This is a genomic window from Micromonospora sp. NBRC 107095, from assembly GCF_030269705.1.
GTDB classification, from domain to species: Bacteria; Actinomycetota; Actinomycetes; order Mycobacteriales; family Micromonosporaceae; genus Micromonospora; species Micromonospora parva.
Window position 1 is genome coordinate 113,045 of the sequence record NZ_BSTU01000004.1, and the last position, 13,880, is coordinate 126,924.

The following is a 13,880-nucleotide window of genomic DNA, read 5'->3' on the forward strand; positions in this document are numbered from 1 at the left end:
TGAAGCGCGTCCCGGGTCAGACCCAGGCCGGCCCGTCGGGGTACGCGTACGTGGCGAGGCTCTCCGGACGCATCGCGGCGGAGAACCCCGGGGTGCTGGGCACCACGTAGTGCCCGTCCTTGATCACCACCGGGTCGAGGAAGTGCTCGTGCAGGTGGTCGACGTACTCGACGACCCGGTCGCGCATCGAGCCGGACACCGCCACGAAGTCGAACATCGACAGGTGCTGCACCAGCTCGCACAGGCCCACTCCCCCGGCGTGCGGGCAGACCGGCACCCCGTACTTCACGGCGAGCAGCAGGATGGCGACGTTCTCGTTCACGCCGCCCACCCGGCAGGCGTCGATCTGGACGACGTCGACGGCACCGGCCTGGAGCAGCTGTTTGAACACCACCCGGTTCGCCACGTGCTCGCCGGTGGCGACCCGGATCGGTCCGCCGTCGGGTGCGCTGGTGGCGAGGGCGGACCGGATCGCCGCGTGGGCGAGCACGTCGTCGGGGCTGGTCGGTTCCTCGATCCACCACGGGTCGTACGGCGCCAACTCGCGCATCCGGTCGACCGCCTCGGCGACGTCCCAGCGTTGGTTGGCGTCGACGGCGATCCGGATGTCCGGGCCGACGGCCTCGCGGGCGATCTTCAGGCGGCGTACGTCGTCGGCGGCGTCCGCGCCCACCTTCAGCTTGATCTGGGTGAATCCGTCGGCCACCGCCTGCCTGGCCAGCCCGACCACCTTGTCGTCGGAGTAGCCGAGCCAGCCGGGCGACGTGGTGTACGCGGGGTAGCCCCGCTCGGTCAGCCGGGCGATCCGGTCGGCCCGACCCGGCTCGGCGGCACGCAGGATCTCCAACGCCTCATCGGGGGTGAGGGCGTCGGTGAGGTAGCGCCAGTCGACCAGGTCGACGATCTGCTCGGGGCTGAGGTCGGCCAGGTAGCGCCAGACCGGCTTGCCCGCCCGCTTGGCGACCAGGTCCCACATCGCGTTGATCACCGCTGCGGCGGCGAGGTGCATCACGCCCTTCTCCGGGCCGAGCCAGCGCAGCTGGGAGTCCTGGGTGAGCGAGCGGGCGAACGCACCGAGGTCCACGGTGTCCGGGTCCAGGCCGACCACGTACGGCACCAGCGCGTCGATCGCCGCCCGGCAGACGTCGTTGCCGCGCCCGATGGTGAAGGTGAAGCCGTGCCCGTCCGGGCCGTCGTCGGTGCTTAGCACCAGGTACGCGGCCGAGTAGTCGGGGTCGGGGTTCATCGCGTCGGAACCGTCGAGGTCCCGCGAGGTGGGGAACCGGACGTCGTACGTGTCGACGGAGGTGATCACCGCCATCAGGCGTCCCGGAGCGTGTTGCGCTGCCGACCGAGGCCGTCGATCTCGACCTCCATCACGTCGCCGGCGGCCAGGTACGGGAAGCGGCCGGAGAGCGCCACCCCCTGCGGGGTGCCGGTGTTGATGACGTCGCCCGGCTCCAGCACGGTGTACTGGGACAGGTGCCAGACCAGGTACGCCACGTCGAAGATCATGTCCTTGGTGCTGGAATCCTGTCGGGGCTCGCCGTTGACCCAGGAACGCAGCCGCAGCGCCTGCGGGTCCCCGATCTCGTCGGCGGTGACCAACCACGGGCCGAGCGGTTGGAACGTCTCGCAGGACTTGCCCTTCGACCACTGACCGCCGGAGACGGCGAGTTGGAAGTCCCGCTCAGAGACGTCGTTGGAGAGCACGTACCCGGCGATGTGCGCGAGGGCGTCGGCCGGCGAGGCGAGGTAGCGGGCCCGCCTGCCGATCACCACCGCCAGCTCCACCTCCCAGTCCGTCTTCGTCGAGCCACGCGGGATCAGGACCTCGTCGTACGGGCCGACGACGGTGTTGGGCGCCTTGTAGAAGATGATCGGGTCGGTCGGCGGGGCGGCGCCCGACTCGGCGGCGTGCGCCGCGTAGTTCTGCCCCACGCAGAGCACCACCCCGGGCCGGGCGATCGGCGCGCCGACCCGCTGACCGGTGATGTCGATCTCGGGCAGGTCGGTGGCCTCGCGGACCCGTCGGACGCCGTCACCGGCGAGGAACTCGCTGTCGATGTCGGCGGTGAGCGACGACAGGTCGAGGTGCCTACCGTCGACGAACAGCACGGGACGTTCCCGCCCCACGGGCCCGACGCGCATGAATCTCACGAACCAACCTCCAGTGCGTAGGTGCGAATTGCGGTGCCGGCCAGGACGGCTGCTCGCTCGACGGACGACAGCTCCCCCAGGCAGGCGTCGAGCGCCGACCACGCCTCGGCGTATGAGGCGACGAGGTCGCAGACCGGCCAGTCCGAGCCGGCCATCAGCCGGTGCGGGCCGAACAGCTCCAGCGCGGTGTCGACGTACGGCCGGATGTCGGCCACCTGCCATCCGGGGCCGACCTCGGTGAGCAGGCCGGAGAGTTTCGCGACCACGTTGTCGCAGCCCGCCAGGTCGCGGACCGCCGTGCGCCACTCGGCGAGGCCGTCGCTGGTGATCCTCGGCTTGCCCAGGTGGTCGAGGACGAAGGTGGTACCGGGTGTGGCCCGGGCCGCCTCGGCGCAGCTGGGCAGCTGCCCGGCGTGGACGACCAGGTCGAAGGTGAGGTCGGCGGCCCCGATCGCCGCGAGGGTGGCACGCACGTCGGGGCGGGCCAGGTGCCCGGGGTCGGTGACGCCCTGCACCTGGTCGCGGAGCCCGACAAGCTTGGTCGCGCCGGGCAGCTCGCGGTAGCCGGCGAGGGTGGCGGAGATGGCCGGGTCGGTGAGCGACGCCCAACCGACCACGCCGGCGATCCGCGGCGTGCCGGCGGCGTGGGCCAGGAACTCGGCGGTCTCCTCGGCGTCGCAACGGCCCGCCTCGACCAGCACTGTCGCCGTCACGTTCGACTCGTCCAGCCGGGGTACGAGGTCGGCGACCGTGTAGTCGCGGCGGATCGACTCCAGGCCCGGCTCGGTGAGCCACTGGTAGTCGGTGGTCCACAGGTGGTGGTGCGCGTCGATGATCACGGCGTGGGCACCTCCCTCGGCAGCAGCCCCTCGGCCTTCAGGTCCGTCCACAACGCCTCGGGCACCTCCCACTCGACCATCGCGACGTTGTCGGCGACCTGCTCCGGAGTCCGGGCGCCGACCACCACGCTGGCGACCGCCGGGTGACCGAACGGGAACTGGATCGCCGCCGCCCGCAGCGGCACGCCGTGCCGCTCGCACACCGACCGGATCGCGGTGGCCCGGTCGAGCAGCGCCTGGTCGGCCGGGGCGTAGTCGTAGGGTGCGCCCGGTCTCGGGTCGGCCAGCAGTCCCGAGTTGTAGACCCCGGCGGCCAGGACCGAGATGCCTCTCTCCTGACACAGTGGCAGCAGCTCGTCGAGGCCGGACTGGTCCAGCAGCGTGTACCGGCCAGCGAGCATGAAGCAGTCGAAGTCGCCGGCGTGGGCCAGCTCGACCAGCGCCGGGGCCTGGTTCATGCCGGCGCCCACCGCGCCGATCTCGCCGGCCGCCCGCAGCCGCGCGAGCGCCGGGTACGCCCCGGCGACCGCCTCGGCCAGGTGGTCGTCCGGGTCGTGGATGTGCGCGATGTCGATCCGGTCCAGCCCCATTCGGGCCAGGCTCTCCGCGTGCGAGCGGCGCACCCCGGCGGCGGAGAAGTCGAACCGGGGCGTGAGGTCGGTGGGCTCGGCCCAGAACTCCTGCCGGTCACCACCGTCGGGGACGAGCAGCCGGCCAACCTTGGTGGAGACGGTGAACGCGTCGCGCGGCTTGCCGGCGAGGACCGCCCCGGCGCGTCGCTCGGAGAGGCCGCAACCGTAGAGCGGGGCGGTGTCGAAGTAGCGCAGCCCGAGATCCCAGGCCGCCGCGACGGTGGCGTGGGCGACGTCGTCACCGACGGCGGCGATCATCCCACCGATCGGGGCGAGCCCGAGCCCGAGCCGGGTCACCGCCACGTCGGTACGCCCCACTGTCACTCGTTCGGTGGCCTTCACGCGACGACCCCCTGCCCGTCATGGATGAACCGGATCACCGACTGGCTCATCCGCTCGTAGTCGTGGTCGTTGTCCAGTTCACCAACGATGGCGAACTCTCGCATCACCGCGATCCGGTCGGCGAGGGTGACCATCTCCGGCAGGTCCGACGAGATCAGCAAAATGGCCATTCCGCGCGCGGCCAGGCCGGCGATCAACTCGTGGAAGGCCGCCTTGGTGCGCACGTCGATGCCGACGGTGGGCTCGTCGATGATGAGCACGTCGCAGTCGGCCGCCAGCCACTTGGCCAGGCTGACCTTCTGCTGGTTGCCGCCGGAGAGCTGACCGGCGTGCTGGTCGGGCGAGGCGAGTCGGATGCCCAGCCGGTCGGCGTACTCGTCGACCAGCATTCGCTCGGAGCGGTCGCGGACCAGCCCCAGCCGGGCCAGCCGGCGCCACACGGTCACCGCTGTGTTGCGGGCCACGGTCTGGTCGAGGAAGAGGCCCTCCTCCTTGCGGTTCTCGGTGACGTAGCCGATCCGGTACCGGTGCAGGGCGTCGCCCACGTCCCGGATCCGGGCCGGCCGCCCGTGCACCCGCACCTCACCGGCGGTGATCCGGTCGAGGCCGAGCAGCGCCTTGGCCAGTTCGCTGCGACCCGCGCCGACGAGCCCGTACAGGCCGACGATCTCGCCGGGGCGGACGGTGAGGCTGACGTCGTGGTGACCGGCGGTGGTGGCGACGTGGTCGAGCGCCAACGCCGGTTCGACGTCCGCCGCGACGGTCCGGGCGGCGAGGTGCACCTGCTGGTACGCCCGGCCGACCATCAGGTCGACGATCTCCTCGCGGCTGTGCTGGGCGAGGGGTTCCGCCTCGGCGACGCTGCGCCCGTCGCGCAGCACCGTCACCGTGTCGGCGATCGCGAAGACCTCCTCCAGTTTGTGGCTGACCAGCACCGTGGCGTGACCCCGCATGGACAGTCGACGCACGATGCCGTAGAGCCGGTCGGCCTCGTCGTTGGTCAGTGACGCGGTCGGCTCGTCGAGCAGCAGCACCGTCGAGTCGGCCGACAGCGCCTTGGCGATCTCCACCAACTGCATCTGGGCCACCGACAACCGGGACACCGGCAGGTCGGGGTCCAGGTCCAGGTCGAGCAGGTCCAGGCACCGCCGGGCCTCGACACGCAGTGCCGCCCGGTCGACCAGGCCGGCACGGCGGGGCAGATGTTGCAGGCAGATGTTCTCGGCGACGCTGAACGCCGGGATCAGGTTCCGTTCCTGGTGCACCACGCCGATGCCGGCCCGCTGGGCGTCCTGCGGGTTGCCGAGCTGCACCGTACGCGGCTGCCCGTCCGGTCCGGGCAGCCGCAGCTGCCCACCGTCCGGCCGGTACACCCCGGTCAGGATCTTGATCAGGGTGCTCTTGCCGGCCCCGTTCTCGCCGAGCAGCGCGTGCACGCTCCCGGCGGTCAGGGTCAGCGTCGCCTCGTCCAGGGCGCGCACCCCGGGGAACGTCTTGACCAGTTTCTTCGCGGCCAGCACGACGCTCATCGGGTACCTCCGGAGAGCTTGTCGCGGAACTGCCCGAGCAGCACCGCGCCGAGGACCACCGCGCCGATGATGAGATCCACCCACCGCCGGTTGATGTCGAACTGCGACTGGCTCACGTCGACGAGCCGTACCAGGAAGGCCGCGAGCACCGTGCCGGTCACGCTGATCATGCCGCCGGCCAACGCCACACCGCCGATGATCGGCGCGGCGAAGCTGGGCAGCAGCAGGTCGTCGCCGATCGAGGCGTTCACCGAGCCGAAGGCGGCCACCACGATCACTGCGGCGAAGCCGGCCAGCAGCCCTGACAGGGTGTGGGCCAGCACCAGCGCCCGGTCGTTGGAGATGCCCGACAGTCGGGCGGCGAACGGGTTGCCGCCGGAGGCGAGCAGGTGCCGGCCGGGCACGGTACGACGGAAGAAGAGGGCGACCGCGACCGCGATCACGACCGCCAGCAGGAAGACCACTGGCACGCCGGCCAGCGACGCCTGCCCGAACTCCCGCAGGCCGGGCGAGTAGCCCTGGTAGGTGCCGGTGCCGTTCACCCCGTACCGCAGCCCTTCGAGGATCGTCATGGTGGCGAGGGTGACGATGAACCCGTTGATCCGGGTGAAGATCACCAACAGGCCGTTGACCAGCCCGACGACGGCGCCGAGAGCCAGCGCGGCGAGCACCGCGACCGGGGCGGGCAGCCCGGCGTCGATCATCAGCCAGCCCGAGGCCACCGCGCAGAACCCGGTGAGCACGCCCACCGAGAGGTTCATCTGACCGACGGCGAGCACCACCATCTGAGCCAGACCGATGACGATCGGCAGGGCGAGGAAGCGCAGGAACGCGTCGAGCGTGCCGGCGGTGAGCAGGTTGAAGTCGGTGGCGACCGCGAGCGCCGCGAATCCGACGGCCGCGATCACCGCCAGGGTGAACTCGTTGGTCCGGATCAGGCTCCTCATGATGGTGACACCGCCCTTCGCTCGGCGAGCACGGCCCGCAGCCGGTCCAGCGACAGCGCCGCGAGCAGCACCAGTCCGATGTAGAGCTTCAGCTCCTCCAAGGAGAACTGGAGCAGGTTGAGTCCCTTGTAGATGACCTGGGTGAGGGTCGCCCCGAGCGCGGTGCCGAGGACGCTGACCGCGCCACCGGCGAGCAGCGTCCCACCGAGCACCGGGGCCAGGAACGACGGCAGCAGGAACGACTCCCCGATGTTGGCGGAGAAGGCGCCGTTGTTGGCGGCGAGCAGGAACCCGGCCAGCGCGGCGAGCAGCCCGCTCAGCGCGTGCGCGGCGACCACCCGGCGGTGCGTGGGGATGCCGGACAGCTCGGCGGCGACCGAGTTGGAGCCGGTCATCAGGATCTCCCGGCCCAGCCGGGCACGCCGGAACAACAGCCCGACACCGAGCGCCGCGGCCACCGCGATCGGCACGACGAGCGGGATCCGGGGTCCGCAGGTGTCGCCCATGCAGTAGTCGGCGAAGGTGTCGAAGCGCAGCGCGGAGAGCCCACTCGGCTGCACCGCGAACGACACCCCGCCGGTCGCCCAGGTGTAGAGAATGGTGACCAGGCCCAGCAACCCGAAGTCGAGCGCGAGGGTCACCACGAAGGAGTTCACGCCGGTCTTGGCGATGAGCAGGCCGGCGAGCGCGCCGATGCCCGCTCCGACGACGAGACCCACGACCAGCCCGACCAGCAGCGGTACGCCGAGCCGGTCGTAGGCCAGGCCCATCGCGAAGGTGGACAGCGCGGCCATCCGGCCGACGGCCATGTTCATGTGCCCGAGCGAGAGCACGGCGAGTTGGGCGAGACCGACCACGACGTACACGCTGATGTCGGCCTGCAACGGTGCCAGCGTGAGGCGGGGGTCGAGGAACGCGGGGGTGAGCGACGAGAAGAGCACGACCAGCACGGCGATGACGATGAGCAGGCCGAGCCGGGGGTTCGCCCAGACCGGCAGGGCCCCGGTCGGGGGCCTGGGGTCCGCGACCGGGGGCACCGCCGACGCCTGCGGCGCTGTTTCCGTCTTCACGCCACCCTCCTGTCCTCGATCGCGTCGCGGTCCCAGTCGATGCCGAGGCCCGGCTCGCCGGGGGCGAGCGCGTGGCCGTCGACGATCGCGATCTCGGTCCGGGTGATCGCGCGCAGTTGCGGGATGTGCTCGACGTAGCGGCTGTTCGGCACGGCCGCGCAGAGGCTCACGTGCAGTTCCATCAGGAAGTGCGGGCAGACCACCACGTTGCAGGCCTCGGCCAGGTGGGCGACCTTCAACCACGGGGTGATGCCACCGATCCGCGCGACGTCCACCTGGACGACGCCGGCGGCCTGCCGCCGCAGGTACTCGGCGAACTGGCCGATCGAGTACATCGACTCCCCCACCGCGACCGGGATGCTGGTCGCGCGGGCCAACAGCTCGTGTCCGGCGACGTCGTCGGCCGGCAGCGGCTCCTCGAACCAGGTGAGCTGGTGTGGTTCGAGCAGCCGGGCCCGGCGGATCGCCTCGGCGGCGGTCAGGGACTGGTTGGCGTCGACCATCACGTCGACGTGGTCGCCGAGGGCGGCCCGGACCGCCCCGATGCGGGCGGCGTCCTCGGCCGGGTTCGGCTTGCCGACCTTCAGCTTGACGCCGGGCCAGCCGGCCGCCTGGGACGCCTTCGCGCCGGCGACCAGCTCGTCCTCGGTGAGGTGCAGCCAGCCGCCCTCCGTGTCGTACAGCGGGATCCGCTCCTTGGCGCCGCCGGCGAGCACCCAGAGCGGCAGGCCGGCGGCGCGGGCGCGCAGGTCCCACAGCGCGGTGTCGATCGCGGCGAGCGCCAACGAGGTGATGGCCCCGACGGCGGTGGCCCGGGTGGCAGCATGCAGGTCACGCCAGATCGCTTCCACCCGGGCGGCGTCGCGGCCGACCAGGTGCGGCAGCAGGTAGTCGCGCAGCAGTGCGAGCACGGCGGTGCCGCCGGTCCCGATCGTGTACGAGTACCCGGTGCCGTGCCCCCCGTCGGCCGTCCGCACCTCGACGAAGAGCGTCTCCTGCTTGAGGAACGCCTGGACCGCGTCGGTGCGGACGGTCTCCACGGGAATGTCGACGAGGTACGCCTCGGCCGTGGTGATGGTCGACATCAGTTGCACTTGAGCAGATCGCCGTCGAACTTCTTCCGCAGCGCCTCGGTGGTCGCGGTGCGGTCGGCCTCGTAGCCGTCCAGGTTGTCAGCGGTCACCACGAACGAGCCCGAGTCGATGGTCACCCCGGGTTCGGCCATGGTGCAGCCTCCGCTGAGCTTCATCAGGGCGTACGAGCCGACCTGGGCCTGACCGACGGGGTTCTGCAGGACGGTGGCGGCCACCGAGCCGCCGCGCAGCCCGTCGAGGACCGTTGGGTCGTCGTCGATGGCGATGACCTTGATGGGCAGCTTCGACTGGCGGACACCCTCGGCCGAGGCGACCGCCGGGTTGTAGGCGGTGTTCACGATCCCCTGGATCTGACGGCCCTTCGCGGCGAGGAGGTCGGCCACGGCCTTCTGCGCGCTCTGCAGGTCCTTGTCGATGTCGGTGACGCTCTGGATCAGGGTCACCTTGCCGCCGGTCTCGGCGACCGCCTTCTCCACGCCCGCGATCCGGCGTTGGGTGTTGGAGTCGACCTTGTTTCCGGTCAGGTGGACCAGGTTGCCCTGACCGCCCATCGCGTCGATGGCGGCCTTGGCGCCCTTGTACGCGGCGACCTCAACGTCGGTGGAGAGGCAGAAGTCGGCCTTGTTGGCGCCGGCCGGGCAGGAGGCCAGCGAGCCGACGGGGAAGCCCTGCCGTTTGAGGTCCTCGAAGGTGGAGTTGATGTTGTCGGGTGAGACGCCGAAGACCCCGAAGGCGTTGTAGCCCTGCGCGGCCAGGGACTTGAGCACGTCGTTCTGCTTGGTCTGGTCCCAGCCCGCGGTCTCGTTGAAGGTGACGTCGCCGAGCGCCAGCTCGGTCTTGGCCTTGGCTCCGGCGTCCTTCCACGGCTGGAAGTACGGGTGTGAGCCGCCGGGCACGAGCGCGACCTTGACCTGCGCCGGTTCCCGACCACCGGCCTCGGCGGTGGTGTCGCTCTTCTTCGTGCAGGCCGCAGTGGTCGTGGCGAGGGCCACGACGGTGAGGCCCGAGCCGATTCGGGACAGCATTCTGCGCGACATGTTCGTCTCCTCGGGGGTGGTGGTGCGAGACGGCGGCGAGCGAGCCTATTTCCTATAGGATGTTGCTTTGCTAGTGTGTACTCGCTCACACCGGCACAGTCAAGGGGTTGTTGAGGAGACGAGATGGCCCAGCAGGAAGCTCGCGAGGGCAAACTCCGTCCCGCCCGTCGACTCACCCTCGCCGACGACGTCTACGAGTCGATAAAGACCCTGGTCATGGACCACATCCTGCCGCCGGGCGAGCGGGTCAACATCGACGCGCTGGCCCGGGAGCTGGACGTCTCCCCCACCCCTGTGCGCGAGGCGCTCGCCCGGTTGGAAGCCGACGGCCTGGTCCGTAAACGCCCGCTGTCCGGCTACACCACCACGCCGCTGCTGACCCGTGCCGAGTTCGACGACCTGTTCGAGGTCCGGCTGCTGTTGGAGGGTGCCACCGCCGGCCGGGCCGCCGCCCACGCCTCCACCGAGGAGCGGCAGCGGATCAGCACCGAGGCGGCGGCGACGATCGACGTGGAGGCCGGCGACGGCTACCGCCGACATGCCGCGTTCACCGCGCTCGACGCCACCTTCCACGACCTGATCGCCGAGGTGGCCGGCAGCCCACTGCTGCGGGAGAGCATCACCCGGCTGCACTCCCACCTGCACCTGCACCGGCTGTACTTCCCGGTCACCGGCGCTCCGGACACCAACACCGAGCACCAACGCATCGCCGCCGCCATCGCCGCCGGTGACTCCGACGCCGCCGCCGAGGCGATGCGGGCGCACCTGACCGCCGCCCGGGAGCGCCACCTGCCCGCCTTCGACCAGCTTCCCGCAGCCGGAGCACCGCGCGACCCGGCGTGACCACCCCCGACCCGTCCGAGGAGCCGCCGTGCGCATAGCCCTCTTCATCACCTGCGTGAACGACCTCGCTTACCCGGGCACCGGCATCGCTGTCACCCGCATCCTGCGGCGACTCGGCCACACCGTCGAGTTCCCCGACCGGCAGACCTGTTGCGGGCAGATGCACGCCAACACCGGTTACCGGGCCGAGGCGATGCCGATGGTGCGCAACTACGTCGACGTGTTCGACGGCTACGACGCCGTCGTCGCACCGTCCGGGTCGTGCACCGCGATGATCCGCGACCAGTACCCGCGCCTGCATCCGCCCGCCACCTCGGTGGCCGCGCGCACCTACGAGCTGTCCGAGTTGCTCATCGACGTTCTCGGCGTCACCGACGTCGGCGCCGAGTTCCCGGAGACGGTCACCTACCACCAGACCTGTCACGGCCTGCGGATGCTGCGCCTGGGCGACCGGCCGTTGACCCTGCTCCGCCAGGTCCGCGGGATCACGCTGGTCGAGCTGGGCGACGCCGAGGAGTGCTGCGGTTTCGGCGGCACCTTCGCCCTGAAGAACCCGGACGTCTCCACCGCGATGCTCACCGACAAGTGCGCCCGGGTCCGTGACACCGGCGCACGGGTGCTGGCCGCCGCCGACAACTCCTGCCTGGCGCACATCGGCGGCGGCCTCGACCGCCACCGCTCGGGCGTGCGGGCCATGCACTACGCCGAGATTCTCGCCGGAGCCAGCTCATGAGCCAGCCGGTCGCACCCGCCACCGGGGGCGGACGGATCCGTACGCCGCTGCCCTTTCCCACCGCCGCCAAACCGGCCGTCGCCGACCCGCAACTGCGGGCCAACCTGCACCGGGCCACCCGCACCATCCGCGCCAAGCGCGCCCGGGTCGTCGACGAGGTACCCGACTGGGAGGCGCTACGGGCCGCCGGTGCCGCGATCAAGGCGGACGTCCAACGCCGGTTGCCGGAGCTGCTGGAGCAGTTCGAGGCGTCCGTCACCGCTGCCGGCGCCACCGTGCACTGGGCCCGCGACGCGGCCGAGGCCTGCCGGATCGTGGTCGCGTTGACCCGGGCCGCCGGGGCCGACGAGGTCGTGAAGGTCAAGTCGATGGCGACCCAGGAGATCGAGCTCAACGAGGCGCTGGAGGCCGCCGGGATCGCCGCGTACGAGACCGACCTCGCCGAGTTGATCGTGCAGCTCGGCGAGGACACCCCCTCGCACATCCTGGTGCCGGCGATCCACTACAACCGGGCCCAGATCCGGGAGATCTTCCAGCGTCGCATGCCCGACGTGCCGGCCGACCTCAGCGACGAGCCGGCCGCGCTGGCCGAGGCGGCCCGCGCCCACCTGCGGCGACGGTTCCTCTCGGCCCGCGTCGCCGTCTCCGGTGCCAACTTCGCCGTGGCCGACACCGGCACCCTCGTGGTGGTGGAGTCCGAGGGCAACGGGCGGATGTGCCTCACCCTCCCCGAGACGTTGATCAGCGTCGTCGGCGTCGAGAAGCTGCTGCCGACCTTCACCGACCTGGAGGTCTTCCTGCAACTGCTGCCCCGGTCCTCGACCGGCGAGCGGATGAACCCGTACACCTCGATGTGGACCGGCGTCACCCCCGGCGACGGTCCGCAGGACGTGCACGTCGTGCTCGTCGACAATGGCCGGTCCGCGGTGCTCGCCGACCCGGTCGGGCGGCCGGCGCTGTCCTGCATCCGCTGCTCCGCGTGCCTCAACGTCTGCCCGGTGTACGAGCGGGCCGGCGGGCACGCGTACGGCTCGGTGTATCCGGGGCCGATCGGGGCGATCCTGTCGCCGCAGCTGACCGGGGTGGCCGACAACGCCTCGCTGCCGTACGCGTCGACCCTCTGCGGCGCCTGCTACGACGTCTGCCCGGTGAAGATCAACATTCCGGAGATCCTGGTCCACCTCCGCCAGCAGGCACCGCATCCGCCGGCCGAACGGGCCGCCATGGGTGTCCTGTCCTGGGTGATGCGCAGCCCTCGGCGCTGGGCCGCCGCCCTGCGCCTGGCCCGGGCCGGTGCGGGACCGCTCGGGGCGTACCGGATGCGCCGCACCGGAGCGCGTACGCTGCGCCGACTGCCCTGGCCCGGGTCGGCGTGGACCCGGTCGCGCGACCTGCCGCTGCCCGGGCCGCAGACCTTCCGGGAATGGTGGGGGAAGCAGTGAGCGCACGTGACGAGATTCTGGCGCGGCTGCGGACGGCCCTGGCCGACAGCCCGCCGCCGGTGCAGGTGCCCCGCCGCTACCGCCGGGTCGACGACCGCCCCGACCTGATCGCCACCCTGGTCGACCGCCTGGAGGACTACCGGGCGGTGGTCCACCACGGCATCGACGCCCTACCCCGGCTGCTCAGCGAGGTCGACCGGCTCGCCGTCCCCGCCGATCTGCCCGCCGACTGGCTGGCCGGTTACGCCGGGCAGCTGCACCGCGACGCGCCTGCACTGTCACCGGCCGCACTCGACGACCTGGACGCGGTGCTGACCGGCTGCGCGGTCGCGATCGCCGACACCGGCACCATCATCCTCGACGCCGGCCCGACGCAGGGGCGGCGTGCGCTCACCCTGGTGCCCGACCGGCACATCTGCGTCGTCCGCGCCGACCAGGTGGTCGGTCTGCTGCCCGAGGCGCTCACCCGGCTGAACCCGCGTACGCCGCAGACCTGGATCTCCGGCCCGTCCGCCACCAGCGACATCGAGCTGAACCGGGTCGAGGGAGTGCACGGCCCACGCCGGCTGGAGGTCGTCCTGGTCGGCTCAGGAGTCTGACGACACCTGCTCGCGGGTCTCGCCCGCCGACGCCCGCAGCGGAATGCCACGCACGTTGAGCAGCATCACGATGCCCACGCCGACCACCAGGGCGATGTCGGCGACGTTGCCGACGAAGAACCCGGCGTAGTCGATGAAGTCCACCACGTGCCCGCGCGCGAACCCCGGCTCGCGGAAGAGGCGGTCCAGCAGGTGCGTCGTCGCGCCGCCGAGCACCAGGCCCAGTGCCACCGCCCAGGCCCGCGAGGTGACCCGCAGCGCCACGACCGTCACCCCGACCACCGCCGCCGCCGCGAACACCGCGAAGATCCAGGTGTACGCGGAGCCGATCGAGAAGGCGGCACCCGGGTTGTAGACGAGGCGCAGTTGCAGCAGGTCACCGAGAACGGTGATGGCCTGCCCGCCGGACAGCGCGGACTCGGCCCAGTACTTGGTGAGTTGATCCGCGGCGAGCACCACGGCAGCGATCAACACGACGACGCGGAACACCCCGGAACCCTAGCCGGTCGGCGGCGACGGTCACCACCGGCGGTGAACGCGAGCCCGTCCGTCATCGGCCTCCTTGATCAACAGGATGACGCACAGGCATGGCAATTGCCAAAGAGTGGCAACT

14 protein-coding genes are annotated in these 13,880 nt (G+C 71.4%); 4 read left to right on the top strand and 10 right to left on the bottom strand.

Going from position 1 to position 13,880, the window contains the following annotated elements; translation table 11 throughout:
- Window positions 1-16 precede the first annotated feature (16 nt).
- The 9 genes from QSK15_RS20470 to QSK15_RS20510 are packed head-to-tail and all read right to left on the bottom strand — an operon-like array spanning window position 17 to window position 9,650.
- Window positions 17-1,321, bottom strand: a complete 1,305-nt coding sequence (locus tag QSK15_RS20470; protein WP_285795762.1) for an L-fuconate dehydratase — start codon at window positions 1,319-1,321, stop codon at window positions 17-19.
- The gene (locus QSK15_RS20475) at window positions 1,321-2,160 is read right to left on the bottom strand and encodes a fumarylacetoacetate hydrolase family protein (protein WP_285795763.1); all 840 of its coding nucleotides are present in this window, start codon (window positions 2,158-2,160) and stop codon (window positions 1,321-1,323) included. The genes QSK15_RS20470 and QSK15_RS20475 overlap by 1 nt, the downstream gene beginning before the upstream one ends.
- Window positions 2,157-2,999, bottom strand: a complete 843-nt coding sequence (locus QSK15_RS20480) for an amidohydrolase family protein (RefSeq protein ID WP_285795764.1) — start codon at window positions 2,997-2,999, stop codon at window positions 2,157-2,159. Before QSK15_RS20480 ends, QSK15_RS20475 begins: the two co-directional genes overlap by 4 nt.
- Window positions 2,996-3,973, bottom strand: coding sequence for an aldo/keto reductase (locus QSK15_RS20485; RefSeq protein WP_285795765.1), 978 nt, complete (start codon window positions 3,971-3,973; stop codon window positions 2,996-2,998). Before QSK15_RS20485 ends, QSK15_RS20480 begins: the two co-directional genes overlap by 4 nt.
- Window positions 3,970-5,502 (bottom strand): sugar ABC transporter ATP-binding protein, encoded by a 1,533-nt coding sequence (locus tag QSK15_RS20490; RefSeq protein ID WP_285795766.1) that lies wholly within the window; start codon window positions 5,500-5,502, stop codon window positions 3,970-3,972. Before QSK15_RS20490 ends, QSK15_RS20485 begins: the two co-directional genes overlap by 4 nt.
- Entirely contained in the window at window positions 5,499-6,449 is a 951-nt protein-coding gene (locus tag QSK15_RS20495; RefSeq protein WP_285795767.1) for an ABC transporter permease, read from the bottom strand. The genes QSK15_RS20490 and QSK15_RS20495 overlap by 4 nt, the downstream gene beginning before the upstream one ends.
- Window positions 6,446-7,519, bottom strand: a complete 1,074-nt coding sequence (locus tag QSK15_RS20500) for an ABC transporter permease (RefSeq protein WP_285795768.1) — start codon at window positions 7,517-7,519, stop codon at window positions 6,446-6,448. The genes QSK15_RS20495 and QSK15_RS20500 overlap by 4 nt, the downstream gene beginning before the upstream one ends.
- A complete protein-coding gene (locus QSK15_RS20505) occupies window positions 7,516-8,604 on the bottom strand; it encodes a mandelate racemase/muconate lactonizing enzyme family protein (protein ID WP_285795769.1) in 1,089 nt (362 codons plus the stop codon). Before QSK15_RS20505 ends, QSK15_RS20500 begins: the two co-directional genes overlap by 4 nt.
- Window positions 8,604-9,650, bottom strand: a complete 1,047-nt coding sequence (locus tag QSK15_RS20510) for a sugar ABC transporter substrate-binding protein (protein WP_285795770.1) — start codon at window positions 9,648-9,650, stop codon at window positions 8,604-8,606. Before QSK15_RS20510 ends, QSK15_RS20505 begins: the two co-directional genes overlap by 1 nt.
- A 123-nt stretch (window positions 9,651-9,773) precedes the next feature.
- Here QSK15_RS20510 and QSK15_RS20515 point away from each other — a divergent pair, with 123 nt between their 5' ends.
- Genes QSK15_RS20515 through QSK15_RS20530 form a run of 4 tightly spaced genes read left to right on the top strand, consistent with a single transcriptional unit; the run spans window position 9,774 to window position 13,267 of the window.
- Complete coding sequence (locus QSK15_RS20515; protein WP_285795771.1) at window positions 9,774-10,493, top strand: GntR family transcriptional regulator; 720 nt, start codon at window positions 9,774-9,776, stop codon at window positions 10,491-10,493.
- 28 nt (window positions 10,494-10,521) lie between these two features.
- Window positions 10,522-11,226, top strand: a complete 705-nt coding sequence (locus QSK15_RS20520; protein ID WP_285795772.1) for a (Fe-S)-binding protein — start codon at window positions 10,522-10,524, stop codon at window positions 11,224-11,226.
- A complete protein-coding gene (locus QSK15_RS20525) occupies window positions 11,223-12,668 on the top strand; it encodes a LutB/LldF family L-lactate oxidation iron-sulfur protein (RefSeq protein ID WP_285795773.1) in 1,446 nt (481 codons plus the stop codon). The genes QSK15_RS20520 and QSK15_RS20525 overlap by 4 nt, the downstream gene beginning before the upstream one ends.
- Window positions 12,665-13,267 carry a LutC/YkgG family protein gene (locus tag QSK15_RS20530; protein ID WP_285795774.1) on the top strand — a complete coding sequence of 201 codons (603 nt, stop codon included), beginning with the start codon at window positions 12,665-12,667 and terminating at the stop codon, window positions 13,265-13,267. Before QSK15_RS20525 ends, QSK15_RS20530 begins: the two co-directional genes overlap by 4 nt.
- Here the strand turns inward: QSK15_RS20530 and QSK15_RS20535 are convergent.
- Window positions 13,256-13,756 (bottom strand): signal peptidase II, encoded by a 501-nt coding sequence (locus tag QSK15_RS20535; protein WP_285795775.1) that lies wholly within the window; start codon window positions 13,754-13,756, stop codon window positions 13,256-13,258. The two genes, QSK15_RS20530 and QSK15_RS20535, sit on opposite strands and share 12 nt — an antisense overlap.
- Window positions 13,757-13,880: the final 124 nt, after the last annotated feature.

Coding starts and splice junctions, on each gene's coding strand:
- QSK15_RS20490 (WP_285795766.1), bottom strand. CDS start 5,502: ATGAGCGTCGTGCTGGCCGCGAAGAAACTGGTCAAGACGTTCCCCGGG.
- QSK15_RS20525 (WP_285795773.1), top strand. CDS start 11,223: ATGAGCCAGCCGGTCGCACCCGCCACCGGGGGCGGACGGATCCGTACG.
- QSK15_RS20495 (WP_285795767.1), bottom strand. CDS start 6,449: ATGAGGAGCCTGATCCGGACCAACGAGTTCACCCTGGCGGTGATCGCG.
- QSK15_RS20470 (WP_285795762.1), bottom strand. CDS start 1,321: ATGGCGGTGATCACCTCCGTCGACACGTACGACGTCCGGTTCCCCACC.
- QSK15_RS20515 (WP_285795771.1), top strand. CDS start 9,774: ATGGCCCAGCAGGAAGCTCGCGAGGGCAAACTCCGTCCCGCCCGTCGA.
- QSK15_RS20510 (WP_285795770.1), bottom strand. CDS start 9,650: ATGTCGCGCAGAATGCTGTCCCGAATCGGCTCGGGCCTCACCGTCGTG.
- QSK15_RS20505 (WP_285795769.1), bottom strand. CDS start 8,604: ATGTCGACCATCACCACGGCCGAGGCGTACCTCGTCGACATTCCCGTG.